This is a genomic window from Planktotalea sp. (assembly GCF_018607995.1).
In the GTDB taxonomy this organism is placed as follows: domain Bacteria; phylum Pseudomonadota; class Alphaproteobacteria; order Rhodobacterales; family Rhodobacteraceae; genus Planktotalea.
The window spans coordinates 239,206-263,454 of record NZ_JABBAL010000015.1 but is presented as its reverse complement, the minus strand read 5'-3'; the positions used below and the strand labels follow the sequence as shown (position 1 = coordinate 263,454).

Below are 24,249 nucleotides of genomic sequence, written 5' to 3'. Positions count from 1 at the left end.
CTTCTCGCTTAAATAAGCGGTAGACTACTGATTTCTCTAGACGCAGAAAATGGCATCAGCGAACCTCTGCGCAAGGAGAATGAATGGCTTTCAATGATGTCAAAACGATTGGTTCTAGATCGCTTTTTTCAGGCTCTCTTCCAGATAGATCTCGCGCAGCCGCGGTGTCACCGAACCAGGTGCTCCATCCCCCAATGAGACGCCATCAATTTCGACAACGGGCATCACAAAGGTAGACGCCGAAGTGATAAACGCCTCATCTGCTTCCTTAGCTTCATCGATGGTAAAGTTGCGCTCTTCCACTTCCATCTGCGCCTCGCGTGCGAAACGCAAAACAGCGGCGCGTGTAATGCCGTGCAGGATGTCGTTAGACAATGCGCGGGTGATAATCTTGTTACCTTTGACAATGTAGGCGTTGTTGGAGGTACCTTCTGTCACAAAGCCATCCTCAACCATCCACGCATCATCCTTACCCACATTCTTCGCCATCATCTTGCCCATGCTCGGATAAAGCAGCTGTACAGTCTTGATATCCCTACGCCCCCAGCGCGCATCCTCGATGGAAATGACTTTCATGCCCTTTTTGGCAGCAGGGGAATTGGCAAGACCCGGCTTGTTCTGTGTAAACAAAACGATAGTTTGAGGTGTGGTTTCGGGATCTGGAAAGACGAAATCGCGATCATCAGGCGCGCCGCGGGTGATCTGAAGATAAATCATCCCTTCATCGATCTCGTTCACGCGTACCAATTCGCGGTGCACTTCAAGCAGCTCCTCTTTGGAGATCGGGTTGTTCATTTCCAGCTCGTCCAAAGAGCGCTGCAAGCGCACAGCATGACCATCAAAATCGATCAATTTGCCGCCCAGTACGGAGGTCACTTCATACACCCCATCAGCCATCAGGAAGCCACGATCGAAAATCGACACCTTGGCTTCGTTTTCTGGGAGGTATTCGCCATTCACATATACAGTACGAGTCATGAAGCTTGGTCCTTATTAGATCGGTTCACGCGCTTTGTTTCATAACTTGAAGCACATCTTCAAGGCTACGAATGGCGCCAGTTTGCAGATATTCCATTGCTTTGAGCGAGGCGTCATGCGCCTCAAGGCTCGAACCCGCAACGCAATCCTCGATCACGCGGGTGAAGTAGTCCTGCTGGTGCGCATCCACGAATGTGTATTGCACGCAAACATCTGTGAGGCCGCCTACAAGGATCAAGGTCTCTGCCTTCAGACCTTTGAGCAGGATTTCCAGATCGGTACCAAAGAAAGCGGAGTAGCGGCGTTTTTGAACGATGTAGTCCTTTGGAAGGATGCCCATTTCCTTCACCGCAAGCGCGGTCTTTGGATTGTCCTCAAGGCAATGTATATCCTCATCGCCATCGAGTTCGCGGCCAAAGTCGATCAAATCAGGGCGATGCACTTCTTGGATAAACACCACAGGAATATCCGCCGCACGCGCACCATCAATTGCTTTGCGCGCTTCTAACATACGCTCTTTATAGCCTGGCATATTATCGATGGAGCGCACGACACTATCGTCGATAAATGTGGACGCTTGAATGTCGATCACGATCAGAGCGGCTTTGCCTTCTATCAATGCGCGCTTGGATGTGTTTGCGTTAGCCATGTGACTATCCCCAAAGCTCTGGTTTAGGCGGATGCACACCCGCGACATCAAATTGCAATGGCGTCGCACGATCTTCGGCAAGCAAAAGTGGGCCGTCGAGATCAGTGAACAGCGCGCCCTGAGCTAGCAATGTCGCCGGTGCCATTGCCAGTGATGAACCGACCATGCACCCGACCATAACGCCATAGCCTTGGGCCAGGGCTTCGTTTTTCAAAGCAAGCGCTTCGGTCAGACCACCGGTTTTATCAAGCTTGATGTTGGCCACATCATATTTGCCTTTGAGCTTGGGTAAGCTGCTACGGTCATGGCAAGATTCATCAGCGCAAACAGGCAAAGGACGTGCGATCTCGCTCAACATATCATCCGCACCGGCGGGCAGCGGTTGCTCTACCAACTCAACCCCAAGGCCAACCAAATGCGGTGCGAGTTCAGCGTAAACATCCGCCGTCCAGCCCTCGTTCGCATCAATGATGATGCGTGACTTGGCTGCGCCACGACGCACCGCCTCTAAGCGGGGCATATCATCAGGCGTACCTAGCTTTATCTTGAGCAAAGGGCGGCTCGCATTCTCAGCCGCTTGGGTTCGCATTTTCTCAGGCGTGTCGAGCGACAAAGTATATGCCGTGATCTCTGGCCCCGGCTTGACCAAACCTGCAAGTTCCCAAACAGGTTTGCCCGCTTGCTTCGCTTCCAAGTCCCAAAGGGCACAATCAACAGCGTTGCGCGCAGCACCCGGCTCAAGCAATTCGTATAAAGATTCGCGATTGAAATTTTCAGGAAGCGCGCGAATTTGCGCTTCAACACTTTCTAGCGTCTCAGCGTAACGCGCATAGGGTACGCATTCGCCCCAGCCTGACACATGACCATCGGTCAGGCGAACGGTGAGAACTTTCGCTTCTGTGCGCGATCCACGCGAGATAGTGAACGCTTGGGCGAGTTTGAACACGTCATGCGTGACATCGATTTGCATTGGGAGCTTCCTATGGGTCGTGTGTGCTTGCGCCAGTCAATCCAGCGCAAGCGAAAGGCATCAGATATCAGCTAAAGCGTCAACCAGACGATCCGCACCGTGACGATATGGATCAACTGTTGGCAGACCCATACGCTCTTCAGTTTCCTTCAGATAAGCAACGGCTTCGTCCTCGGACATGTGCTGAGTGTTCACCGAAATGCCGACGACTTTACACGCAGGATTGCCCACTTGCGCCAAAGGTAGCGCCGTATCGCGTAGCGTCTCCAAAGAAGGTGGCTTGAACGTCGGCAGGCCACGCATGTGCCTGCGGGTAGGTTCATGACATAGGATCAAGGCATCGGGCTGACCGCCGTGGACCAACGCCATTGTGACACCAGAGTAAGAAACGTGGAACAAGCTGCCCTGCCCTTCGATCATGTCCCAGTGATCCTCATCATTATCAGGCGTAAGGTACTCGACCGCGCCCGCCATGAAGTCCGCGACAACCGCGTCGAGCGGCACGCCGTGACCAGTAATCAAGATACCCGTTTGACCCGTTGCGCGGAACGTAGACTTGAGACCGCGCTCGTTCATCAGCTTGTCCATCGCCATAGCCGTGTACATCTTGCCCGCAGAGCAATCTGTGCCGACAGCCAAACAACGCTTGCCCGTGCGCTTGATACCATTCGCGATTGGATAACCAACTGTTGGCACACGCACATCATGCAAGGTCGTGCCAGCAACCTGAGCCGCAGCGACAAGATCGCCCTCATCACGCAAAAGATTGTGCAGGCCAGAGGCAAGATCGTAGCCCATTTCAATCGCTTCAATCAGTACATCTTTCCAAGCTTGGCTGATAATTCCACCCCGGTTGGCCACGCCGATCACCAATGTTTTGGCACCTGCTACTTTCGCATCTGCCAAAGTCATTTCGGTCAAACCTAGGTCCGCGCCACAACCCAGCAGGCTCAACTGACCAACAGAGTTTTCAGGACGCCAGTCTCTGATACCGATCGCGACTTTCGCTGCAAGCTGGTCCGGTGCGTCGCCCAAAAACAAAAGATATGGTGTTTCGATCATGATGCTCTCCTTAGAATCGAGTATTGCGACTGTTTGCAGCGTATAGTTCGCGATTTTCTCTCGTTTACTTGACTAAATTTATATTTTTTCGAAGAATCCTGCGTATTACTGCATAATTTTCGATGAATTTTTACTCAGTCTTATCGTTGCGAAAAGAATCTCCATTTCTGCGATGCAGCAAGGATAATGCAAGTGCAGAAAAAACCTTGTGCCTAACCCTGCAACGAAATAACAAAACGCTAGATAAAAACGTAATTTAATTACTCGAAAGAATCGCCATGAGCTTCCGTATCCAACCTACTCCTGTCGCCCGTCCCAATCGTTGCCAACTCTTTGGACCCGGTTCTCGCCCAGCGATCTTTGAGAAGATGGCCGCTAGTGCCGCGGACGTCATCAATCTGGACCTCGAAGATTCCGTCGCTCCGTCTGACAAAGACAGCGCACGCAAGAATACCATCATGGCCATCAGTAATATTGATTGGGGCAACAAAACCCTTTCTGTGCGTATCAACGGTCTCGACACACCGTATTGGTATCGCGATGTTGTGGACCTGCTGGAACAAGCAGGCGATCGCCTTGACCAGATTATGATCCCAAAGGTTGGGTGCGCCGCAGACATTTATGCGGTCGATGCATTGGTCACTGCGATTGAAACTGCAAAAGGGCGCAGCAAGCCGATCTCTTTCGAAGTTATCATCGAAAGCGCCGCTGGCATCGCGCATGTCGAAGAAATCGCAGCCGCCTCTCCGCGCTTGCAAGCGATGAGCCTAGGTGCTGCCGATTTCGCAGCCTCTATGGGCATGGCGACGACGGGTATCGGCGGCACGCAGGAAAACTATTACATGATGCGCGACGGTGAAAAGCATTGGTCTGATCCATGGCATTGGGCGCAAGCGGCAATAGTCGCGGCGTGTCGCACCCATGGCGTGTTGCCAGTTGACGGTCCTTTCGGCGACTTCTCGGATGACGAGGGCTTTAAAGCGCAAGCGTACCGCTCTGCGACGCTTGGTATGGTCGGCAAATGGGCGATCCATCCCAAGCAGATCACGCTCGCCAACGAGGTATTCACTCCTTCCGCAGAGGCCGTCGCAGAAGCACGCGATATCTTAGCCGCGATGGAAACCGCGAAAGCAAATGGCGAAGGCGCGACTGTTTACAAGGGCCGCTTGGTGGATATCGCATCCATCAAGCAGGCCGAGGTTATTGTGCGCCAATCCGAAATGATCGCGGGTTAACCCTTAGCGCAAATCGCAAAGCTGTCTGCGAGACCTTGTAGCAGCGACGTGTAGAGATCGGGGCCGGGCAAAAGTCTGGCCCCAATTGCATCAAGCTCTCCTGTTTTGACGTCGGTCCCCTCAATTACCACTTTAACAAGCTTGTCGCTTTGTTGTGGTTCCGTGAAGACGCAAGCCGCATTGCTTTCCTCGAGGATCTCTTGGGCTTTGGCAATACGCGCGGGGCTTGGGGTACTGGCATCGCCGAGCGCAATAGAACTTGCGAATTTAAGTTCAAAACGGCGGTCAAAATACTGAAACGCATCATGAAGAACGAGGTAAGGATTCCCCTTCACCGGCTCCAATTGTGCTTTCAGTTTGACCATAAGCGCGGTCAACTCCACCAAAGCTGCTTGCGCATTCACTTGGTACGTGACCGCATTCTCTGGGTCTTTTTTGGCGAGCGCTTCAGCGATCTGAACCAGCCAGATTTTCGCATTCTCAGGATCAAGCCAACCGTGCGGATCTAGCCCTTCGTCACTGTGACCGTCGCGATGACCATCCGCATGATCTTCTTTGTGATCATCTGCATGATCTTCATCATGGGTATCCGCGTGGTCATCGTCGTGATCTTCTTTATGATCATCTGCGTGGTCGTCGCTGTGATCGTCTTCATGACCGTGACCGTGATCATGATCGCCACCCGAATCGCGATATTCGAAATGTACGTTCGCCTCATCCGCCATAACTTCGATCACAAGCGCATCACTCGCTAACGTCTCAAGTGGCGTGGTGATCCAAGGGGTCAGGCCATCGCTAGTGAAAAACACAATATGTGCCTCTTCCAACGCAACAGCTTGGGACGGGCGCAGTGCGTAGGAATGCGGTGACGATGTTGGCTCAATCAATAATTTCGGCTGCGCAACGTTCCCCATAACCTTGGCAACAAGGGAATGCAGCGGCGCAATATCCGCGACAACGCGTGGCGCTTCTGCGTAAGCGGCGGTAGAACATAAGAGTGCGGCGGCAATCGCGATTGATCTTTTCATGGTTATAACATATCCGGTTGCTGTTTTCCGTAATATGTTATAATATAACACTGAACGTCAACCCAGTTTCTCACCTAGCGAAAGCGCTTAGATGGACCCCATAGGATTTTCAAGCCACGACCACACCCATTGCATCACTGACAATCTGGCGCAGATCGAAGCACATTGCGCCAAAGAAGGTTTGCAATTGACGTCTGTCCGTCGTCGCGTGCTCGAAATCCTGTTGCACGAACATCGCGCACTGGGGGCTTATGACATACTTGATAAACTACGTTCAGAGGGGCTTGGCTCGCAGCCGCCAGTTGCCTATCGCGCGTTGGATTTTTTGGTCACGCACGGGTTTGCCCACAAAATTGAACGTTTGAACGCCTTTGTGGCCTGCGCCCATCCCGGTGAAGTACATGATCCAGCCTTTTTGATTTGCCGCAAGTGCGATGGCGTCGCAGAAGCACAAACCAAATCAGCACGTGGGCAGTTAGGGTCAAGCGCGAAGATCGCTGGATTTCACATTGAGCGTGCCGTGTTAGAGGCCGTGGGGGTCTGTCCGAACTGCGCAGAAAGGCCCGCAACATGACCTTGATCAGCGCCAAAAACATTTCCGTCAATCACGGCAACGCACCTGTTTTGCAGAACGTGACATTGGACATCAACGCAGGCGAGATTGTTACGATTGTCGGGCCAAACGGGTCGGGTAAATCGACGCTTTTGCGCGCTTTCATCGGTGCCACCCCGCTCAAAAGCGGGACGCTGACACGCAAAGACGGTCTTCGAATCGGCTATGTCCCGCAAAAACTACATATTGACCCAACGCTTCCCATAAGTGTCGCGCGGTTTCTGTCGCTCCCCTTACGCGTGAGTGCGTCCGCTGCCAAAGACGCGCTTGAGCAAGCCGGCTCAGGGGCGCTGGCGAACCGCCAAATGAGCGATCTCTCTGGCGGGCAATTTCAACGGGTTCTACTGGCCCGCGCCTTGCTTGGAAAACCTGAGCTGTTGATCTTGGATGAGGCGACACAGGGGCTTGATCAACCAGGATCTGCCGCTTTCTACCGCGAAATCGAGAGCTTGCGCGAAACACTAGGCTGCGCCGTGCTGATGGTAAGCCACGAGCTACATGTTGTGATGGCCGCCTCTGATCGCGTGATCTGTTTGAATGGTCATGTGTGCTGTGAAGGCACGCCCGCAGTTGTCGCCTCCGCACCAGAATACCGCGCGCTGTTTGGCTCGGGCACCCAAGGAGCCTTGGCACTGTATCGCCATGATCACGACCACCATCACCATGCGCACGATCACGAACATGAGGACGCATAATGGACATCTTAGACAGCTTTCTTGTGCGCGCGGCCCTTGCTGGGTTTGGCGTTGCACTTGCCGCGGCCCCATTGGGGTGCTTCGTGGTTTGGCGGCGTATGGCATATTTCGGCGAAGCGACTGCGCACGCGTCGATCCTAGGCATCGCGCTGGCTCTATCGTTCTCCACCTCAATCTTTGCGGGCGTACTGATCATCACGCTACTGATGGGCTGGACCGTATCCACGCTTTCTGGGCGTGGCTATGCGATGGATACGCTCCTCGGGGTGATGGCGCACTCCGCACTGGCCATTGGCCTGGTTGCAGTGTCGTTTTTGCAAGGGGTACGCATCGACTTGATGGCTTATCTCTTTGGCGACATCCTCGCAGTATCACGATTCGATTTGCTGATTGTTTGGATCGGTGTGCTGTTGGTCCTGCTGCTTTTATGGTGGCGTTGGTCCGCGCTATTGACTGCGACCCTCAGCAACGATCTTGCATATGCCGCAGGCATTGATCCGCGCCGTGAACAGATGGTTCTGACTATTGCACTCGGGGTGGTCGTGGCGGTCGCCATTAAAGTCGTCGGCGTTTTGTTAATTGCGGCTCTCTTGATCATCCCAGCCGCAGCCGCACGTCCATTCGCAGGAACACCAGAACGTATGGCTTTCATAGCCGCCGGTATTGGCGCGATCTCGGCTATGGCCGGTCTGCAAGCCGCTTATATTTTCGACACCCCCACGGGTCCGACAATCGTTTGCGTCGCTGCCGCTTGCTTTGTGCTTGGCGGTCTGCTCAACCTGCTGAAAGGGCATGTGGCGGGTTAAGCGATGATCGACGTTAAACATTTGCAAAACTGGCAAGGACGTCGTGAGACGCGGGATGACCTGATCGCTGCGTTTCCCGCAAATGCACTGGCAGCAACGCTAGATCGCAACGATGAGGAGTATCATATTGGCGATGCGTTGCCCCCGCTCTGGCATTGGTTGCATTTTCTACCAATCCATAAGTTGGGTGAGAGTGGCTATGATGGGCATGCGGCGCTTGGTGGGTTCCTGCCGCCCGTGCCTTTGCCAAGACGGATGTGGGCAGGCAGCCGTTTAGAGTTTCTTGCCCCTGTGACGATTGGCAGGTCAGCGCGCAAGCGCTCCACTGTCAAAAGCGTGACACATAAATCAGGGCGCAGCGGGGATTTGGTATTCGTCACGGTGACCCATGACGTTTTTGAGGATCAAAAACATTGCATTCGCGAAGAGCAAGACATCGTCTATCGCGCTTTGCCAGATCCAAACGCCCCCACACCAACGCCGCCACATGCGCCGACGTCGTGTGATTTTTCTAGAAAAACCGTGCCCGACCCCGTTCTCTTGTTTCGCTACTCCGCACTCACCTTCAATGGCCACCGCATCCACTACGATCATCCCTTTTGCGTCGGAGCAGAGGGCTACGGCGGGTTGGTCGTGCATGGCCCTTTGCTCGCAACCTTGATGCTGGATCTTTTGCGCCGTGAATACCCAGCAGCAAAGGTCACGCATTTCAACTTCCGCGCGCTTGCACCTGTGTTTGATACCCAGCAATTTTCTGTCCATGGCACTTGTGCGAACAATGGTGAGATCGAGCTTTGGGTCGCACGGAAAGATGGTGCATTTGCGATGAAAGGCACAGCACAGATCAAGGACAAAACATGAGCGAAGCCTACCAAGACATCCGCGACGCCGTACGCGCGCTCTGCGCTGAGTTTCCACCCGAATATCACCGCCAGATAGACCAAGACCACAGCTACCCCGAAGCCTTCGTTGATGCCTTGACCAAAGCTGGTTGGATGGCCGCATTGATCCCCGAAAAATATGGCGGCTCCGGCCTTGGCCTGACCGAAGCGAGCGTGATCATGGAAGAGATCAACCGCTCCGGCGGAAACTCCGGTGCGTGTCATGGGCAGATGTACAATATGGGCACGCTCTTGCGTCATGGCTCGGACGCGCAAAAACAAAAATACCTGCCGCGCATCGCCTCCGGTGAGCTGCGCTTACAAAGCATGGGTGTGACGGAGCCGACAACAGGCACCGACACCACCAAGATTAAAACCAAAGCGGAAAAGCGCGCCGATAGATACGTGATCAACGGGCAAAAAGTCTGGATCTCGCGCGTACAGCACTCTGATCTGATGATCCTGCTGGCGCGCACAACGCCCTTGGCCGAGGTCACGAAGAAATCTCTTGGCATGTCAATCTTCATCGTCGATTTACACGACGCGATTGGCAACGGGCTAGAGGTCAAACCGATCCCCAATATGGTCAATCACGAAACGAATGAGTTGTTCTTTGACAACCTCGAAATCCCCGCAGAGAATCTGATTGGCGAGGAAGGGATGGGCTTCAAATACATCCTTGATGGGCTGAATGCAGAGCGCGCCTTGATCGCCGCCGAATGCATTGGTGATGGCTATTGGTTCACCGAAAAGGTCACGGAATATGCCAAGTCGCGTGAAGTGTTTGGCCGCCCTATCGGTCAGAACCAAGGGGTTCAGTTCCCCATCGCAGAGGCCCATATCGAGATCGAAGCCGCCAATCTCATGCGGTTTGAAGCATGCCGCCTGTATGACGCAGGCGAACCCTGCGGAGCTCAAGCGAATATGGCGAAATACCTTGCTGCTAAGGCCAGCTGGGAAGCAGCAAACGCCTGTATCCAGTTCCATGGCGGTTTCGGCTTTGCCGCTGAATATGATGTGGAGCGCAAATTCCGCGAAACCCGACTTTATCAAGTCGCACCAATCTCCACCAACCTGATCCTATCATATGTGGCCGAACATATCTTGGGCCTGCCGAGGTCGTTTTGATGTTACCGCTCGATGGTATCAAAGTGATTGCGCTGGAACACGCGATCGCGGCCCCGTTTGCGACACGTCAACTGGCCGATCTAGGTGCGCGCGTAATCAAGATTGAACGCCCGGGAAAAGGCGATTTTGCGCGCAGCTACGACACGCGCGCGCGTGGGATGTCTTCGCATTTCGTTTGGACCAACCGCTCCAAAGAAAGCCTGACGCTTGATCTGAAATCGCCCGAAGGCATAGATGTGCTTGGTAAATTGATTGAAGGCGCAGATGTGCTGGTGCAAAACCTTGCCCCCGGTGCAGCAGATCGCATGGGACTGGGTTTTGAAACGCTTCATGAAATCCACTCTGAACTGATCGTCTGCAATATTTCTGGCTACGGTCCCGACGGCCCTGAAACCGACCGTAAGGCCTATGATCTTTTGGTGCAAGCAGAGGCGGGGTTCCTATCGATCACAGGCACAGACGCAAAACCCAGCAAGGCAGGCATTTCCGTCGCTGATATCGCCGCAGGCATGTATGCTTACACCAATATCCTCGCCGCACTTTTGCAGCGCAGCAAGACAGGCCTCGGCGTTGAGATCAATATTTCCATGCTCGAAGCGCTGGCTGAATGGATCGGCTACCCGATGTATTACGCCACTGATGGCGCAGAACCGCCCGCTCGCGCAGGGGCAGCACATGCCACAATATTTCCCTATGGCCCTTTCATTGCGGGCGACGGGAAAGAGGTGATGTTGGGGCTGCAAAATGACCGCGAATGGGCGGTGTTTTGTCGCGATATCCTTGATGCACCAGCGCTTGAAACCGACCCGCGCTTCGAGAGCAATCATGCCCGCGCGGCCAACAAGCTGGATCTGACAGCAATCATCATGGCCGCCTTTTCCAAGTGGAATGCTGAAGAGGTCATCGTGCGACTTAGCGCCGCCGGCATCGCCAATGCGCGGATGAACGATATGGCGGGACTTTGGGCGCATCCACAATTACGAGCACGGAATCGTTGGCGCGAGGTGAGCACGCCCATCGGCCCCATGCCCGCCCTCTTGCCCCCTGGCGGCGTCGGAGCAGCGCCCCGCATGGATTCCATTCCAGCCTTGGGCGAACACAGCCGCGCCATACTGGAAGAATTAGGGATGGACAGCGCTCGCATTGAAGCGCTTTCTAAAGCTGGGATTATTTAGGAGATTGTGGTGGCAAAGCTCAAAACACCAGCGGCAGACATGGTCGCCGCCGCGCGCGTAGATATTCGTGAGATTGAAACGCCAGACCTAATTGCGATGCTGGAGGATCCGAAGCTCGTCGTTGTTGATATCCGTGACGTACGCGAACGCCAGCGCAGTGGCTTTATCCCCGGCAGTTTTCATGCACCACGCGGGATGATCGAATTCTGGATTGACCCGGACAGCCCCTATTTCAAACCGATATTTGGCGAAGACAAACAGTTCGTCTTTCATTGCGCTTCTGGCTGGCGATCTGCCCTCACGGTTCAAACCCTGCAAAACATGGGTTTTGACGCGGCACACCTGCGTGAAGGCTTCTCCACTTGGGCTACACAAGGTGGCCCTGTCGAAAGAGCGCAATGAACACCCCGAGCAAAACCCACTACGATGTCGTGATCATCGGTGGCGCAATGATGGGGTCGTCGACGGCTTGGTTCCTCACAGACAATCCCGATTTCGACGGCTCTGTGCTGGTCGTTGAGATGGACAGCAGCTACGCTAATTGTTCTACAGCGCACACGAATTCCTGCATGCGTCAGCAATTTTCCAATAAGCTGAATGTGCAAATCAGCCAGTTTGCGGCTGATTTCGTCAAGAACCTGCGTGGCTACATGGGCAACGATACGCGCGTGCCGGAACTGGATATCCAGAACTACGGCTACATGTATCTCGCAGACACTGACAGTTTCGCCGACACACTACGCGAAAACCAAAAGGTGCAGCTTGAGATGGGTGCAGAAACCCAGCTTTTGAGCGCAGAAGAGATCTATTCGCGCTATCCGTTTTACAATGTCGATGACATCAAACTAGGCTCTATCAACCTCAAGGATGAGGGCTATTGGGATGGCGGCACGGTTTTTGATTGGTGGCGTCGCGCCGCCAAGGATCGCGGTGCGGAATATGTCACGAACCGCGTGGTTGCGATGGATGTTCAAGAGAGCAAGGTGTACTCTGTCACGCTTGAAAGCGGTGAGTTGATTGGCGCAGGTCAAGTTGTCAACGCCTCTGGTCCACGTGGGGCCCTGACCGCAAAGATGGCAGGAATCGCATTACCTGTTGAGCCGCGTAAACGCTTCACCTGGATTTTCAGCGCCAAACAACCGCTTAATCAGGACCTACCGCTGACGATTGACCCTTCAGGTGTGCATTTCCGCCAAGATGGTCCCAAAACCTATCTCGCCGGTGGCCCCCCTGACCTTGAATACGACATCGCGGTCGATCCAAGCGACTTCAACATGGATCATAGCCGCTGGGAAAATCACGTGTGGCCAATCATTGCGACCCGCATCCCCCAGTTCGAGGCGATCAAAGTCGTCACCGAATGGGCAGGTCACTACGCCTACAACACGCTGGATCAAAACGCAGTTCTTGGTGCCCATCCAGAGATTACGAACTTCATCTTCCTCAATGGATTTTCCGGCCACGGCTTACAACAAAGTCCTGCAATGGGCCGCGCGACAGCGGAATGGCTGACTTATGGCAGCTACCGAACACTCGACATGGCGCCTTTCGGATTCGAACGCATAGCAGAAGGGCGTACATTTGAAGAAAAAGCGATCATTTAGACTGCAAACTGCGACACCGCATACCACGGTATACTGTAGACGACTCGCTGATGATCCACTAAGGACACCTCAACACCATCTTAAAGAGGTTTCCAGATGTCCGATATTATCTACACAAAAGTCGATGAAGCACCCGAATTGGCCTCCGCGTCGTTCTTGCCGATCATTCAGAAATTCACCGCCGCCGCGGGCGTGTCTGTGGGCACAAAAGACATCTCTCTCGCAGGTCGCGTTCTGGCGACCTTCCCCGAGCATCTGAAAGAAGATCAGCGCCAATCTGATGATTTGGCAGAGCTTGGTCGCTTAGTCAAAACGCCAGAAGCGAACGTGATCAAGCTCCCCAACATCTCGGCTTCCGTGCCCCAATTAGTCGCTGCGGTGAAAGAACTCCAGTCGCAAGGCTTCGCACTTCCCGACTACCCAGAAACACCCGAGACGGACGCTGAAAAAGAGATCCGCGCGAAGTTTGATGCGATTAAAGGCTCTGCTGTGAATCCGGTTCTGCGCGAAGGCAACTCTGATCGCCGTGCAGCAAAAGCGGTAAAAAGCTATGCTCAGAACAACCCACACCGCATGGGTAAATGGACTGCCGACAGCAAAACGCGCGTGTCCTCTATGGCCTGTGGCGATTTCTTCTCCAACGAAAAATCCGTAACCCTCGCCAAAGAAGCCACCGCAAAAATCGTTCTCGAAACAGCCACAGGCGAAACCGTATTGAAAGAGGGTCTTAGCTACCCCGCAGGCACAGTCGTCGACGCCACATTCATGAGTGCAGCTGCGCTTGATACCTTCCTCGCAGACGAAATCGCAAGCACGAAAGAAGACGGCACGCTCTTCTCGCTACACATGAAGGCAACGATGATGAAGGTCTCGGACCCGATCATCTTCGGCCACGCGGTCAAGGTTTTCCTTGCCCCCGTCTTTGATCTATTCAGCGCTGAAATGGCAGACCTCGGCGTGAACCCGAACTCCGGTCTTGGTGATCTCTTGGAGCGTGTGAAAAACCAGCCAGAGATCATGTCAGCAATTGACGCCTGCATGAGCAAACGCCCCCCTATGTATATGGTGGATAGCGACAAGGGCATCACTAACCTGCACGTCCCATCTGACGTGATCATCGACGCGTCTATGCCTGCACTTATCCGCGCTGGTGGTAAAGGTTGGGGCCCAGATGGTGCCGAATCTGATGCAAACTGCGTTATTCCAGACAACTCCTACGCACCTGTCTATGATGAATCCGTTAAGTTCTTCAAAGAAAACGGCGCGCTGAACCCGGCGACCGCAGGCACCGTGCAAAACATCGGCCTAATGGCGCAAAAGGCGGAAGAGTACGGTTCGCACCCAACAACTTTCGAAATGCCATCGGCAGGCACGGTCAAGATGATTCTCGATGATGGCACCGTTCTGCATGAACACAAGGTCGCGGCGCAGGACATCTGGCGCTCCGCCTCTGCGCGTAAAGCCCCGATTGAAGATTGGGTGAACCTCGCGATCTCCCGTCAAAAGGCGGAAGGCTGTGAAGCGATTTTCTGGCTCGACGCTAACCGCGCACATGATGCGGAACTGATCGCCTATGTTAAGCCGATCCTTGAAGCAAATGGCGTTGCAGACAAGTTCCAGATCATGGCCCCACGCGAAGCAACACGCGCCTCTCTCAAGACGATTACGAAGGGCAAGAATTCCATCGCGATCACTGGCAACGTACTGCGCGACTACCTCACAGACCTCTTCCCAATCTTGGAACTCGCGACCTCCGCCAAGATGCTTTCCATCGTGAAACTAATGCAGGGTGGCGGCCTCTTTGAAACAGGCGCTGGCGGCTCTGCACCCAAGCACGTGCAACAACTTATGGAAGAGAACCACTTGCGTTGGGATAGCCTCGGCGAGTTCTGCGCGCTCGGAGAGAGCCTTCAGTTCCTCGCAGACGCACGTTCTAACGAGAAGGCCCGCGTTCTTGGCCAGGCGGTTGATGCGGCCACTCAAGGTATCCTAGACGATAACCGCTCACCTTCCCGTAAGGTGGGTGAACCTGACAACCGCGACAGCCACTACTGGTTCGCGCGCTACTGGGCCGAAGCACTGGCTGCACAAAACAGCGATGCGGATCTCGCCGCACACTTCGCCCCAATCGCCAAAGCATTGGCCGACGGTGAAACAGCAATTCTGTCAGAACTCGCAAACGCCCAAGGCCCTACAGTTGACTTGGGTGGCTACTATCACGGCAATGCGGCAAAAACCACAACCGTTATGCGCCCCTCCGCGACGCTCAACGCGATCATCGGCTAAACGACTCAGGGCCGCGCGCAACATTTCTCGCGCGGTCTCGGCTTCTTTGGTCTCCAAATACCTCAGGGGAGGCTCAGCTTGCTGAGACGGGGGCAGCGCTCCTTCTTAAGCGACGCCCGACTGTGGCAATCGGCGCGCAACACCCGCGCTCAAAAACAGCATCAGCGACGCGATCAGAAGACAAAGTTCCAAGCCACCGCTTTGATATGCGATCCCGGACAATAGCGTTCCCAGCAATCGTCCCGCCGCGTTGGCCATATAGTAAAATCCCACATCCATGCTAACGCGCGCGTTCGTGCTGAAACTTAAGATCAAAAAAGAATGCCGCGCAGAGTTAAGTGCAAAACCAAATCCGAATACAAAGAGGCCGATGACCACGAGAGGCATAACTGTGCTATTGCTGAACAAAAGCACGATCGCCAGAATTAGGGGCACAAACGCTAAGGGCATTGCCAATTCAAAAGCGCTTTGCACAGGCAAGCGCGCAAGAATTTTCGGTGCACTCCCTTGCACTATCCCATAGGCAACCACCCAAAGCGCCATGAAACTGCCAATCATAAAGAAGGCCGCTTTGTTGCCCGCATCTGACCCGTCAGACCATACGCCATAGAAGTAAAGCGGGACGCCTACGACGAACCATACATCTCGGGCCGAAAACAGAAAAACCCGAGCGAGACTTAGCCAATTCACCGCCTCGCTTGTAGAAAAGACCGCGCTGAACTTTGCACCCTTCATCCCAGACGGCAGCCCAGACGGCATGCGCCACACGACCAGCGTGAGGAGAAAACCAAGCGCACAGGCCATTCCAAGAACAGCCCCTTCAAATCCAAACACCGCCAGCAAAGCACCACCCAAAAAGAAACCCAAACCTTTGATCACATTCTTTGATCCGGTCAGCACAGCTACCCACTGGAAAAGTGTGCTATCCTCAGACGGGGCGAGCAATTTTACCGCGGATTTACTGCTCATCTTGGTGAGATCTTTGGCGATGCCAGACACGCCTTGCGCGCACATCACGAAGGCGACGGAGATAGCAATGCTCCAACTCGGGTCGAGTTGTGTTAACGCTAAGAGCGCAACAATCTGCAAACCAAGGCCTGCATAAAGCGTTGTGGTTAAACCGAAACGCACAGCCAGCCAGCCCGCGCAAAGATTGGTCACCATCCCCGCAACTTCATAGAGCACAAAGAGATAGGCGAGTTGGACAGACGAGAAACCAAGCCCATGAAAATGCAACAATACCAGCATCCGCAGGGCACCGTCCGTCAGCATGAAAGCCCAATAGGCTCCAGTGACGACTAGATAGGCTGCAAAGCCTGTTGGCCGTGTCACAACGCCTCGCCAACCATACGCGCGACATCGATGAGACGGTTCGCATAGCCCCATTCATTGTCATACCACGCGTAGACTTTAACCTGTGTACCGTTCACGACCATGGTAGAAGGCGCGTCAATGATCGTGCTGCGCGGATCGTTCACGTAATCGGCAGACACCAACGGGCGGGTTTCATATCCCAGAATGCCTGCCAGCTCCGCCTCTGAGGCGGCTTTGAACAGCGCGTTCACTTCGGCTTCGCTCGTTGCGCGCTCCACTTCAAAAACGCAGTCGGTGATGGACGCATTGAGCAAGGGCACGCGTACTGCGTGGCCGTTCAGTTTGCCAGTCAGTTCAGGATAGATCAGCGTGATCGCCGTGGCTGAGCCCGTTGTCGTGGGGATCAGGGAATTCAAAGCAGACCGCGCACGCCGCAAATCCTTGGCGGGACGATCCACGATTGTTTGTGTGTTAGTGACATCATGGATCGAAGTGATTGAGCCATGTTTGATCCCCAGGTTTTCATGGATCACTTTCACAACGGGCGCGAGGCAATTTGTTGTGCAAGACGCCGCCGTAATGATTTTTTGCGTGCTTGCATCGTAATCGTGGTTGTTGACGCCATAAACGATGTTAGCCGCATTTCCGTCTTTGACAGGGGCAGAGACGACAACTTTCTTCACACCTGCTTTGAAGTAGGGTGCGAGCTTCGCTTCGGTCTTAAACGCGCCTGTACAATCGATCACAACGTCGACACCGTTTAGCGGCAGCTCTTCAAGATTTCGCGTATTGCAAAGCGGAAGCGTTGTTCCATTGATGCTTATCGTATCTTCATCATAGCTGAATTCAGCATCCCAACGCCCATGAACAGTATCAAACTCCATTAGATGCGCATGCATTTCTGGATCGCCCACAGCGTCATTGAGAAAAGCGATTTTAGCGCCACTTTCAACAAGCGGCCGCAGAGCGAGTTTTCCGATTCGGCCAAGGCCATTTATTGCATATGTTGTCATGAGAACTCCTTTAGAACTCGAATGTAACAGATAAATGACGATGCGTGATATCATGCACCTTGCTGGGATTCATCAGTTCTTAAACATGATATTCCACAAAGGGCGCATGTCTAATTATACACGCCCCACATTCGCGGTGCGACGGTCTTCTTCACTGTAGGCCTGCGCCTCCAAGGCTCTGATACGCTCTTGCGCGAAATTCACCTGTTGCGCAGCGCAGTCGCACGCACACTTCGTGAACGACCCGTCACTGTGAATGCGTGGGTGGTTCTGCCCGATCACATGCATTGCATCTGGACCTTGCCGCAAGGCGATTGTGATTACTCTACTCGATGGCGGATTATCAAATCTCGATTCTCGCGCAATCTGGCGAAAGTACCGCTACTCGCGAGCGACACTAGACGCCAAGAGCGCGGTATTTGGAACCAACGGTTTTGGGAACATCATATCCGCTCAAAGGCCGACTACGATTCACATATGGAGCATTGCTGGCTGGACCCAGTGCGGCACGGGTTCGTGAGCAAACCTGAACACTGGAAATATACATCATTTGCGAAGTTACGACGCGCGTCAGCATAAGGTGCGTGGCACCACGCCCCTTACCTATCGACCTAAGGCTTCACGTAGGCAAAGCCATCTTCTTGAAGTTCGATCAACCGTACGACACCCGAAGGCACCATATTGGCTTCGTCCAGCAGAGCGATATCTTCACCCTTCTTTGCAGACATCTTTCGATGCGTGTTACCACAAGCTGCAAAGCTCAGATTGTCCATTTCTAGTGACATCGTCGCGATACGATCTGCAACAGGCGATTTACCATCAATCAGCATGTTCAAGCCCGGACCGTATGTAACCACCTCAACTTCAACGGTATCCCCTGTCGAATGATAGTAGTTCGTCAAGTTCTGCACATTGTTGAGCGCAATATTCATAACCGCTGGGTCGTTCTCGTTCACGTGAACCGCAACCTTGTGTACGATTCCTTCAGCAAACAAAGTTCCTGCACTAAGCGATATTGCGATCGCCATTCCAAACACTGTTTTCATTGATAGTCCTCCCGTGAGGACTGCAAGCCTAAGCGAACATGCCTGATCAAATCAAGCGCGCACCAAATCAACTATCCATCTTGAGCGCGGAAATAAACGCTTCTTGTGGGATATCGACCTTGCCGAATTGACGCATCTTCTTCTTACCCGCTTTTTGCTTTTCAAGCAGCTTCTTCTTACGCGTCGCATCACCACCATAACACTTAGCGGTTACGTCCTTACGCATCGCAGACAAAGTCTCCCGCGCAATGACTTTTCCGCCAATCGCCGCCTGAATAGGGATCTTGAACATATGGCGTGGGATCAAGTCTTTCAGCTTTTCAACCATCGCTCGTCCGCGCATCTCTGCACGATCACGGTGCACCATGGTTGAAAGCGCATCTACAGGTTCATCATTCACGAGGATCGACATTTTCACTAGATGATCCTGACGATAGCCCGTCATTTGATAGTCAAACGACGCGTAGCCTTTGGTCACCGATTTCAACCGATCATAAAAATCAAACACTACTTCGTTCAGAGGCAAATCATATACCACCATCGCACGCGTGCCTGCGTAGGTCAGGTCTTCCTGAATGCCACGACGGTCTTGGCACAATTTTAAAACATCGCCCAGATACTCGTCAGGTACGAGAATAGTTGCTTTAATCCGTGGTTCTTGCATGTGATCCACGAACGTCAGATCAGGCATATCTGCAGGGTTATGCAACTCCTGCATCGTGCCGTCTTTCATGTGAATGTGATAAATCACAGACGGCGCAGTCGTGATAAGCTCGATGTTATACTCGCGCTCGATCCGGTCTCGGATAACTTCCAAATGCAACAAGCCAAGGAAACCACAGCGGAAACCAAAACCCAAAGCCGCAGATGTTTCCATCTCGAAAGAGAAGCTCGCATCATTCAAAGCAAGCTTATCGATCGCATCGCGCAAATCTTCGAACTCAGCACTGTCCACAGGGAACAACCCACAGAACACAACAGGCTGCGCAGGTTTAAAGCCCGGCAAAGCTTCGTCCGTGCCCTTTTTCTCATGGGTGATTGTATCACCTACCCGCGTATCACGGACCTGCTTGATGGAGGCGGTCAAGAACCCCATCTCGCCCGGTCCAAGCTCTGCAATCTCTTCACGTTGCGGTTTAAACACACCGATGCGATCCACATGATGCACAGACCCGTTGGAGAGCATCTTGATCCGCTCGCCCTTTTTCAGCACGCCATCGATGATGCGCACCAGAACGATTACGCCCAGATATGCGTCGTACCAACTGTCTACCAGCATCGCCTTTAGCGGCGCATCGCGCTCGCCAACGGGTGCCGGAAGGCGGGTAACAATTGCTTCCAAAGTCTCGCGAATGCCTTGTCCCGTTTTCGCAGACACCTGAATAGCATCTGTCGCATCAAGGCCAATTACATCTTCTATCTGTTCCGCCACGCGGTCACAATCAGAGGCGGGCAGATCTATCTTGTTAAGGATCGAGACAATTTCATGATCCGCATCCATCGCATGATAGACGTTAGCCAAAGTCTGCGCTTCCACCCCTTGCGAGCTATCAACGACGAGCAAAGATCCCTCTACCGCGCGCATAGACCGTGACACCTCATAAGCGAAATCCACGTGACCAGGTGTGTCGATCAGATTAAGCACATAATTTTCACCATCATCTGCCTTATAGTCGATCCGAACCGTGTTCGCCTTGATAGTAATCCCGCGTTCGCGTTCGATATCCATGCTGTCGAGCATTTGCTCTTGCATGTCGCGATCTTTCACAGTGCCCGTCTCTTGAATAAGGCGATCAGCCAAGGTGGATTTCCCGTGGTCAATATGCGCCACGATGGAGAAATTACGGATTTTGTTCAGCTCTGTCATGAGTGGGATATGAGTTGGTTTTGCGACTTGGTCAAGGTGGCGAATGCGCCACGCATGCCTACCAAATTTGGCAAGGCTTCGCCTAGCAAGCACGTGAATTGAATCTTCACTGTTTTTGCGCTAAATTTGAGAAGAGAGTAATCGGCATGTGAGTCAACGGGCAAAAGAACCGCAACCATGCCGGAAAAGAGGCAAGACTATGAAACACATCATTTTGTCGCTCGCTTTGGCGGGCGTACTAGCACCTATGGTTCCCGCTCCACTTGAAGCTGGCACAATCACGCGCGCTTGCATGAAATCAGATCGCAAAGCTGCGAATCGCAGGTTATGCGCGTGCATTCAAAGAGCGGCGCGCAAAACCCTGAGCTCCTCTGAACAGCGAATGGCGGCATCCTTCTTTAAAGACCCGCATCGCAGCCAGCGGATCCGTCAATCAGATCGCTCTAGTCACGAGACGTTTTGGAAGCGCTACAAAAAATTCGGCGAACGCGCAAAACAGATGTGCTCTTAAGATTAGGGAAAATAGATTGCCACGTCGTCTGTTTGCCAAAACGCGTGTTTACCCATGACATCCTGAAACGCAGACGAGTCTAAAAAGCGCGAGAGCCATGCGTGCAACCGCTCCCATGGCTGCGCATCAAAAAGCGTTTTGTCGATGAAAGCAAATTGGCGCACGAAGGGTAAAATCGCAAAATCTGCAAGGGTTGGCCGATCAAACACCCATTCCCCCATCGAAGCATTCAAATCACTTAGCTGGTGATGTGCCATCGCTCGTTGTTCTAAAGGGTCCAGTTCAGGATGTCGCACAACGTACTTTGTGCGATCCAATGCATCTTTAAACGGCCCATCGAACTGCTCGATCAACCGCCAACCCACCTCCGGCATATCCAACCACCCCTGCGGGTCATTGCGCGTTAAGGCCCAAATCATAATATCGAGGCTCTCATCGATGACGCCATCATCGGCCGCCAAACACGGCACGGTGCCGCTACTGGAAACTTGCAAAAACGCAGGGTGTTTCCCTTTCAAACTAATTTCTCGAAGCTCGACACGCACGCCGGACATCGCCACCGCCAAGCGTGCGCGAATTGCATAAGGGCATCGACGAAACGAGTATAGAATTGGATTGTCGTCGCTCATTTCGCTCCCCTAAAGTACAACGCCCCGCTTCTTCTTTCCAAATAAACTTTGAGGGAGCGCCAAAGGCGCGGGGGCAATGCCCCCTCACCGCTTAATGATCCATATCGCCATGCTTCATTGCGCCATGATCCTGACGCTCAAGATCAACAGGGATCTGCACTACCATGTCTCCGGCCTGCTCGAACGTCAACGTGACCTCAACGCTCTCGCCTTGGATCATGTCTTCGGTCAGTCCCATGAACATCACATGATCGCCACCCCGTGACAGACCGTGCATGCCACCTGCGGGGATCACAAACCCCTCTTCAACGTGCATCATCTTCATGACTCCTTCGCCCATATCCATATGCGTGTGCAGCTCAACCTTTTTTGCCACATCCGATGCGGCAGAAATCAAACGGTCGTCAGTGTCTGAATGGTTCATGATCTGCATGAAGGCCGCACCTGATTTCGCTCCCTTCATAGCCGTGCGCACATAGGCGTCTTTGATCATAATGCTGTCCGCAAACGCGGGGATGGCGAAGGTGGTGACCGCAAGTGCGGCAATGAGTTTAGTAGTAAAAGACATCGCGTCTCTCCTTTACTGATTTGATTACGAGAAAAAAATTTGAATCAGATCAAGTTAGGAGGACCCCGCGCGCTTGGGGTGCCAAACTTCAAAATCACGCGAGACCGAGCAAGATCATCCGTCCGCTCTTTAAACCAAACACCCGAAGATAAAGAATCGATTTCCGACGGCGTCAAAGCAACAATAAGGGACAACGCATACTCAGGACAAATCTGTGGCGCGCCAGTCGGCTCACCTTGTTCATCCACGTAGACCATCATTGGGCCAGTGCCGGTGCAAATCACCATTTGGCCAGTCGCATCCGTCATCGTGCGCGCAACTGCTGCGCTTTGCGCAGTCAGCACAATCAGCGCCACGAGGCTGAAACTAAGGATATGAGCAAATCGCTTCATCAAGCCAGACTTAATGCGACAGCACACGGTCTTCAACGGACAAAAAGAAGCGCCCCGTAGCGTAAGCCACGGGGCGCAAAACTTTAGCAAGGCTCGAAAGGTTTAGGCGGCTGCCTGTGCTTTCGCGATCTCTTTTTTCACTTTCAACGCGCTGTCAGACAATTCGCTGTCCTTGGACTTAGCGAAAAACTGATCCAAACCACCGCGGTGGTCAACAGTGCGCAATGCAGCAGCACAGATCTTGAGCTTAATGCCGCGACCCAGAATCTCGGACTGAAGCGTCACATCATTCAAGTTTGGCAAAAACCGACGGCGTGTGCGGTTCTTAGCGTGGCTTACGTTGTTGCCCGTCATCGGGCCTTTTCCGGTCAATTCGCAACGGCGCGACATGGGCATATCCTCGTGTTCATTTGGTGCTAAGCGAACCCTAGCGTGCAAAATTGGGCAAAGCTTTCGCTAAGGCGTATAAATCTCTTGGCCGCTCTTAGGGGGATATCAGATAGGCGTCAAGCGATTCACCATCCCTCAGGCGGCTTACATGCGCTCTTGTGTGTATTTTTTCAACTCAGCCCGCGCAACTTGACGGCGATGCACTGCATCCGGCCCATCAGCAAAGCGCAAGGCACGCTGCCATGTCCATGCCATCGCAAGCGGCGTGTCCTGCGAAATCCCTTGTGCGCCAAACATTTGCACCGCTTGGTCAATCACTTTGAGCGCCATATTCGGGGCCACAACTTTGATCTGCGAAATATAGGGGGCGGCGGAACGGCCATCGCCCTTATCCATCATCCAAGCCGCTTTTAGACACATCAAACGCGCTTGTTCGATCTCCATGCGGCACTCTGCGATTATATCGAAATTCGCGCCTAACTGCGCCAATGGTTTGCCAAAAGCCTCGCGCGCCAGCGAGCGTTTGCACATCATTTCCAGCGCTGATTCCGCTTGGCCGATAGAGCGCATGCAATGGTGAATACGCCCTGGCCCCAGCCGACCTTGCGCAATTTCAAATCCACGACCTTCGCCCAGCAACAGGTTCTCAGCTGGAACGCGCACATCGGTAAATCGAATATGCATATGTCCGTGCGGCGCATCATCATGGCCGTAAACCTGCATAGGTCGCAACACTTCGATACCAGCACTCTCGGCATCCACAACAATCATCGAATGGCGCTGGTGTTTGGGTGCATCCGCCGCACCTGTATTTACCATAACGATGTAGACCTTACACCGCGGGTCGCCTGCCCCGCTGGCCCACCATTTTTCACCGTTCAACACGTACTCATTCCCATCGCGCACGCACGACAGCGAAATGTTGGTCGCATCAGAACTGGCAACATCCGGCTCCGTCATCAAATAAGCAGAGCGGATCTCACCCGCCAAAAGTGGCGTTAACCACCGCTCGCGCAGCGCATCCGTGCCATAGCGTTCAAAGACTTCCATGTTGCCCGTATCAGGCGCAGAGCAATTAAACACCTCTGCCCCAAGCGGGGTGCGGCCCATTTCTTCGGCGAAATAGGCATAGTCTACTGTGGATAGGCCAAACCCGCGCTCACTATCCGTTAGCCAGAAATTCCAAAGACCCGCAGCCTTTGCTTTGGCCTTCAACCTCTCGAGGATCTCCGCTTGCCGCGCCGTGTAAGTCCAGCGATCATCCTTGCCGATCTCCGCGTGATATTCGTCTTCGAGCGGCATCACCTCATCACGAATCATTTCGCGCACGCACTGCAAAAGCGGTGCATGCACCTCGTTCAAGCCTAGGTTCATGCTCATATCGGCGGCATCCTTTCGCAAGGTAACAG

At 53.4% G+C, this 24,249-nt stretch carries 26 protein-coding genes; 12 read left to right on the top strand and 14 right to left on the bottom strand.

The genetic code is table 11. From position 1 onward, the window contains the following. Nucleotides 1-114: 114 nt before the first annotated feature. From QZ280_RS05320 to dgcN, 4 genes are read right to left on the bottom strand one after another with little or no spacing between them, the layout of a single operon-like run. On the bottom strand, nt 115-978 hold the full coding sequence (locus tag QZ280_RS05320; RefSeq protein WP_293441540.1) for a D-amino-acid transaminase: 864 nt from the start codon (nt 976-978) through the stop codon (nt 115-117). Nucleotides 979-1,003: 25 nt separating this feature from the next. After that, a complete protein-coding gene (locus QZ280_RS05315) occupies nt 1,004-1,627 on the bottom strand; it encodes a cysteine hydrolase (protein ID WP_293441539.1) in 624 nt (207 codons plus the stop codon). 4 nt (nt 1,628-1,631) lie between these two features. After that, the gene (gene dgcA / locus QZ280_RS05310; protein WP_293441538.1) at nt 1,632-2,597 is read right to left on the bottom strand and encodes an N-acetyl-D-Glu racemase DgcA; all 966 of its coding nucleotides are present in this window, start codon (nt 2,595-2,597) and stop codon (nt 1,632-1,634) included. A 60-nt stretch (nt 2,598-2,657) separates the two neighbouring features. Continuing rightward, on the bottom strand, nt 2,658-3,659 hold the full coding sequence (gene dgcN / locus QZ280_RS05305) for an N-acetyltransferase DgcN (protein WP_293441537.1): 1,002 nt from the start codon (nt 3,657-3,659) through the stop codon (nt 2,658-2,660). A 278-nt stretch (nt 3,660-3,937) separates the two neighbouring features. Here dgcN and QZ280_RS05300 point away from each other — a divergent pair, with 278 nt between their 5' ends. Beyond that, nucleotides 3,938-4,894, top strand: a complete 957-nt coding sequence (locus QZ280_RS05300) for an L-malyl-CoA/beta-methylmalyl-CoA lyase (protein WP_293441536.1) — start codon at nt 3,938-3,940, stop codon at nt 4,892-4,894. On the opposite strand, the gene QZ280_RS05295 is transcribed toward QZ280_RS05300, so the two are convergent. Next, nucleotides 4,891-5,922 carry a zinc ABC transporter substrate-binding protein gene (locus QZ280_RS05295; RefSeq protein ID WP_293441535.1) on the bottom strand — a complete coding sequence of 344 codons (1,032 nt, stop codon included), beginning with the start codon at nt 5,920-5,922 and terminating at the stop codon, nt 4,891-4,893. The two genes, QZ280_RS05300 and QZ280_RS05295, sit on opposite strands and share 4 nt — an antisense overlap. A gap of 91 nt (nt 5,923-6,013) precedes the next feature. Between QZ280_RS05295 and QZ280_RS05290 the strand changes: the two genes are divergently transcribed. The 9 genes from QZ280_RS05290 to QZ280_RS05250 all read left to right on the top strand — a co-directional run bounded on the left by QZ280_RS05290 (nt 6,014) and on the right by QZ280_RS05250 (nt 15,110). Beyond that, nucleotides 6,014-6,496 (top strand): transcriptional repressor, encoded by a 483-nt coding sequence (locus tag QZ280_RS05290; RefSeq protein WP_293441534.1) that lies wholly within the window; start codon nt 6,014-6,016, stop codon nt 6,494-6,496. Continuing rightward, nucleotides 6,493-7,230, top strand: a complete 738-nt coding sequence (locus tag QZ280_RS05285) for a metal ABC transporter ATP-binding protein (RefSeq protein ID WP_293441533.1) — start codon at nt 6,493-6,495, stop codon at nt 7,228-7,230. The genes QZ280_RS05290 and QZ280_RS05285 overlap by 4 nt, the downstream gene beginning before the upstream one ends. Next, entirely contained in the window at nt 7,230-8,036 is an 807-nt protein-coding gene (locus QZ280_RS05280) for a metal ABC transporter permease (protein ID WP_293441532.1), read from the top strand. Before QZ280_RS05285 ends, QZ280_RS05280 begins: the two co-directional genes overlap by 1 nt. 3 nt (nt 8,037-8,039) lie before the next feature. Beyond that, nucleotides 8,040-8,897, top strand: a complete 858-nt coding sequence (locus QZ280_RS05275) for an acyl-CoA dehydrogenase (protein ID WP_293441531.1) — start codon at nt 8,040-8,042, stop codon at nt 8,895-8,897. Then, nucleotides 8,894-10,045 carry an acyl-CoA dehydrogenase family protein gene (locus tag QZ280_RS05270; protein ID WP_293441530.1) on the top strand — a complete coding sequence of 384 codons (1,152 nt, stop codon included), beginning with the start codon at nt 8,894-8,896 and terminating at the stop codon, nt 10,043-10,045. The genes QZ280_RS05275 and QZ280_RS05270 overlap by 4 nt, the downstream gene beginning before the upstream one ends. After that, complete coding sequence (locus tag QZ280_RS05265; RefSeq protein ID WP_293441529.1) at nt 10,045-11,220, top strand: CaiB/BaiF CoA-transferase family protein; 1,176 nt, start codon at nt 10,045-10,047, stop codon at nt 11,218-11,220. The genes QZ280_RS05270 and QZ280_RS05265 overlap by 1 nt, the downstream gene beginning before the upstream one ends. Nucleotides 11,221-11,229: 9 nt before the next feature. Next, nucleotides 11,230-11,622: a rhodanese-like domain-containing protein gene (locus QZ280_RS05260; protein ID WP_293441528.1), complete on the top strand. Its 393-nt coding sequence runs from the start codon at nt 11,230-11,232 to the stop codon at nt 11,620-11,622. Further along, nucleotides 11,619-12,824, top strand: coding sequence for an FAD-binding oxidoreductase (locus QZ280_RS05255; RefSeq protein WP_293441527.1), 1,206 nt, complete (start codon nt 11,619-11,621; stop codon nt 12,822-12,824). The genes QZ280_RS05260 and QZ280_RS05255 overlap by 4 nt, the downstream gene beginning before the upstream one ends. 96 nt (nt 12,825-12,920) lie before the next feature. Beyond that, a complete protein-coding gene (locus QZ280_RS05250) occupies nt 12,921-15,110 on the top strand; it encodes an NADP-dependent isocitrate dehydrogenase (RefSeq protein WP_293441526.1) in 2,190 nt (729 codons plus the stop codon). Between the two features lie 105 nt (nt 15,111-15,215). Here the strand turns inward: QZ280_RS05250 and arsJ are convergent, their stop codons facing one another. Then, nucleotides 15,216-16,442, bottom strand: coding sequence for an organoarsenical effux MFS transporter ArsJ (gene arsJ / locus QZ280_RS05245; protein ID WP_293441525.1), 1,227 nt, complete (start codon nt 16,440-16,442; stop codon nt 15,216-15,218). Further along, entirely contained in the window at nt 16,439-17,437 is a 999-nt protein-coding gene (locus QZ280_RS05240; RefSeq protein WP_293441524.1) for an ArsJ-associated glyceraldehyde-3-phosphate dehydrogenase, read from the bottom strand. Before QZ280_RS05240 ends, arsJ begins: the two co-directional genes overlap by 4 nt. A gap of 189 nt (nt 17,438-17,626) precedes the next feature. Between QZ280_RS05240 and QZ280_RS05235 the strand changes: the two genes are divergently transcribed. Continuing rightward, nucleotides 17,627-18,016: a transposase gene (locus QZ280_RS05235; protein ID WP_293441523.1), complete on the top strand. Its 390-nt coding sequence runs from the start codon at nt 17,627-17,629 to the stop codon at nt 18,014-18,016. Nucleotides 18,017-18,048: 32 nt separating this feature from the next. Here the strand turns inward: QZ280_RS05235 and QZ280_RS05230 are convergent, their stop codons facing one another. After that, complete coding sequence (locus tag QZ280_RS05230; RefSeq protein ID WP_293441522.1) at nt 18,049-18,483, bottom strand: DsrE family protein; 435 nt, start codon at nt 18,481-18,483, stop codon at nt 18,049-18,051. A gap of 67 nt (nt 18,484-18,550) precedes the next feature. Next, nucleotides 18,551-20,350: a translation elongation factor 4 gene (gene lepA / locus QZ280_RS05225; protein ID WP_293441521.1), complete on the bottom strand. Its 1,800-nt coding sequence runs from the start codon at nt 20,348-20,350 to the stop codon at nt 18,551-18,553. 199 nt (nt 20,351-20,549) lie between these two features. On the opposite strand from lepA, the gene QZ280_RS05220 reads away from it, so the two are divergent. Continuing rightward, nucleotides 20,550-20,861: a hypothetical protein gene (locus tag QZ280_RS05220; RefSeq protein ID WP_293441520.1), complete on the top strand. Its 312-nt coding sequence runs from the start codon at nt 20,550-20,552 to the stop codon at nt 20,859-20,861. Between the two features lie 2 nt (nt 20,862-20,863). On the opposite strand, the gene QZ280_RS05215 is transcribed toward QZ280_RS05220, so the two are convergent. From QZ280_RS05215 to QZ280_RS05195, 5 genes are all read right to left on the bottom strand, one after another. Further along, on the bottom strand, nt 20,864-21,490 hold the full coding sequence (locus QZ280_RS05215; RefSeq protein WP_293441519.1) for a glutathione S-transferase: 627 nt from the start codon (nt 21,488-21,490) through the stop codon (nt 20,864-20,866). Between the two features lie 91 nt (nt 21,491-21,581). Further along, nucleotides 21,582-22,058 (bottom strand): copper chaperone PCu(A)C, encoded by a 477-nt coding sequence (locus tag QZ280_RS05210; RefSeq protein WP_293441518.1) that lies wholly within the window; start codon nt 22,056-22,058, stop codon nt 21,582-21,584. Nucleotides 22,059-22,102: 44 nt separating this feature from the next. Continuing rightward, a complete protein-coding gene (locus QZ280_RS05205) occupies nt 22,103-22,450 on the bottom strand; it encodes a hypothetical protein (protein ID WP_293441517.1) in 348 nt (115 codons plus the stop codon). A gap of 102 nt (nt 22,451-22,552) precedes the next feature. After that, a complete protein-coding gene (gene rpmB / locus QZ280_RS05200; protein ID WP_009828955.1) occupies nt 22,553-22,840 on the bottom strand; it encodes a 50S ribosomal protein L28 in 288 nt (95 codons plus the stop codon). A 144-nt stretch (nt 22,841-22,984) separates the two neighbouring features. Beyond that, complete coding sequence (locus tag QZ280_RS05195; RefSeq protein ID WP_293441516.1) at nt 22,985-24,220, bottom strand: acyl-CoA dehydrogenase family protein; 1,236 nt, start codon at nt 24,218-24,220, stop codon at nt 22,985-22,987. Nucleotides 24,221-24,249: the final 29 nt, after the last annotated feature.